1 protein-coding gene is annotated in these 663 nt (G+C 56.3%); it reads left to right on the forward strand.

Annotation, left to right across the window (positions count from 1 at the left end; all coding sequences use genetic code 11):
- A partial coding sequence (locus GCT19_RS42410) for an IS6 family transposase (RefSeq protein WP_152855126.1) occupies nt 1–606 on the forward strand: 606 nt, incomplete at its 5' end.
- Between the last annotated feature and the right edge of the window lie 57 nt (nt 607–663).

Below are 663 nucleotides of genomic sequence, written 5' to 3' on the forward strand. Positions count from 1 at the left end.
TACTCACTGAGCCTACGAAACCTCGAAGAAATGATGGCCGAGCGGGGTATCGAGGTGGACCATTCGAGCGTGCACCGGTGGGTTATCAAGCTGCTGCCGGTGTTTGAAAAAGCATTGCGCAAACGCAAACGGCCTGTCGGCAAGAGCTGGCGCGTCGATGAGACCTATGTCAAGGTCAAAGGCCATTGGAAATACTTGTACCGTGCCGTGGACAAGGCGGGCAACACGGTGGATTTCCTGCTGCGCGCCCGTCGGGACAAGGCCGCGGCGCGCCGCTACTTCGAGAAGGCGATTGAACAGAACGGCGAGCCCGAGACAATCACCGTGGACAGGAGCGGTGCCAATCTGGCTGCGCTTGAAGCGCTCAATGCCGAGCGTTTAACGCCGATCAAGGTCCGGCAAAACAAATACCTAAACAACGTCGTCGAGCAGGATCACCGTGCCATCAAACGCATCATCGAACCGATGATGGGGTTCAAGGATTTCCGCTGTGCGCGCATCATCCTGTCTGGCATTGAGATCGCACACATGATCCGCAAGGGGCAGATGTATGACGATGGCGTCGCCTCAACTGCAGCCGAACAATTCTATTCTCTCGTGATGTAAGCAATCCTCTTCACCTTAGGCGCCTGATCGTCGCATCGTCCTTAACGCGACACAACC

Source organism: Paraburkholderia atlantica (assembly GCF_009362785.1).
Taxonomy (GTDB): domain Bacteria; phylum Pseudomonadota; class Gammaproteobacteria; order Burkholderiales; family Burkholderiaceae; genus Paraburkholderia; species Paraburkholderia atlantica.